At 44.8% G+C, this 482-nt stretch carries 1 pseudogene; it reads left to right on the top strand.

Annotation, left to right across the window (positions count from 1 at the left end):
* A pseudogene (locus A936_RS23860) lies at positions 1 to 407 on the top strand (hypothetical protein); the annotation flags it as partial.
* Between the last annotated feature and the right edge of the window lie 75 nt (positions 408 to 482).

The raw sequence follows: 482 nt of genomic DNA, 5'->3' as shown, positions 1-482 counted from the left end.
AGAATCCGTTTGCGGATATTAAGGCCGACGGTGCCGCCGCGATTTCTTCGGCTCTCGCAAACCTTGGTTTGGGGAATGCGAAGTTTGTCACTAGCCGGGGGAGCAACGTTAATGGCGATTGGACTATCTGGTCAGATGGTTCTATTGAGCTGAGTGGCTATAATTCCACTATTGTCGATGGTCTTGCGACCGTTATTTTTCCTATAACCTTACCCAAAGTGGCTATGAATATATCCACGGCTGAACATTTGAGTTTCGACCTCGGGTCATCAGTTCAGCAACTGCATGTTTCTATGGTTGTAGACAACACAATAACAACTAGCGGATTTAAAGCTCGTTGTCAATTTATAAGTGGCGGCCCATCAGGATATGGTTTTTCCTGGCGAGTTCACTGCCCATCCAATTAATGAAGGGATCACTATGCGTTACTTCAATTCTACTACAATGACTGAAGCTTTACCTGGTATACATGATATTACAGG

Origin of the sequence: Enterobacter sp. Ag1, assembly GCA_000277545.1 — a bacterium.
Lineage (GTDB): Bacteria > Pseudomonadota > Gammaproteobacteria > Enterobacterales > Enterobacteriaceae > Cedecea.
Note: the sequence above shows the minus strand (reverse complement) of the source record. Positions and strands in the feature narration are given on the sequence as shown.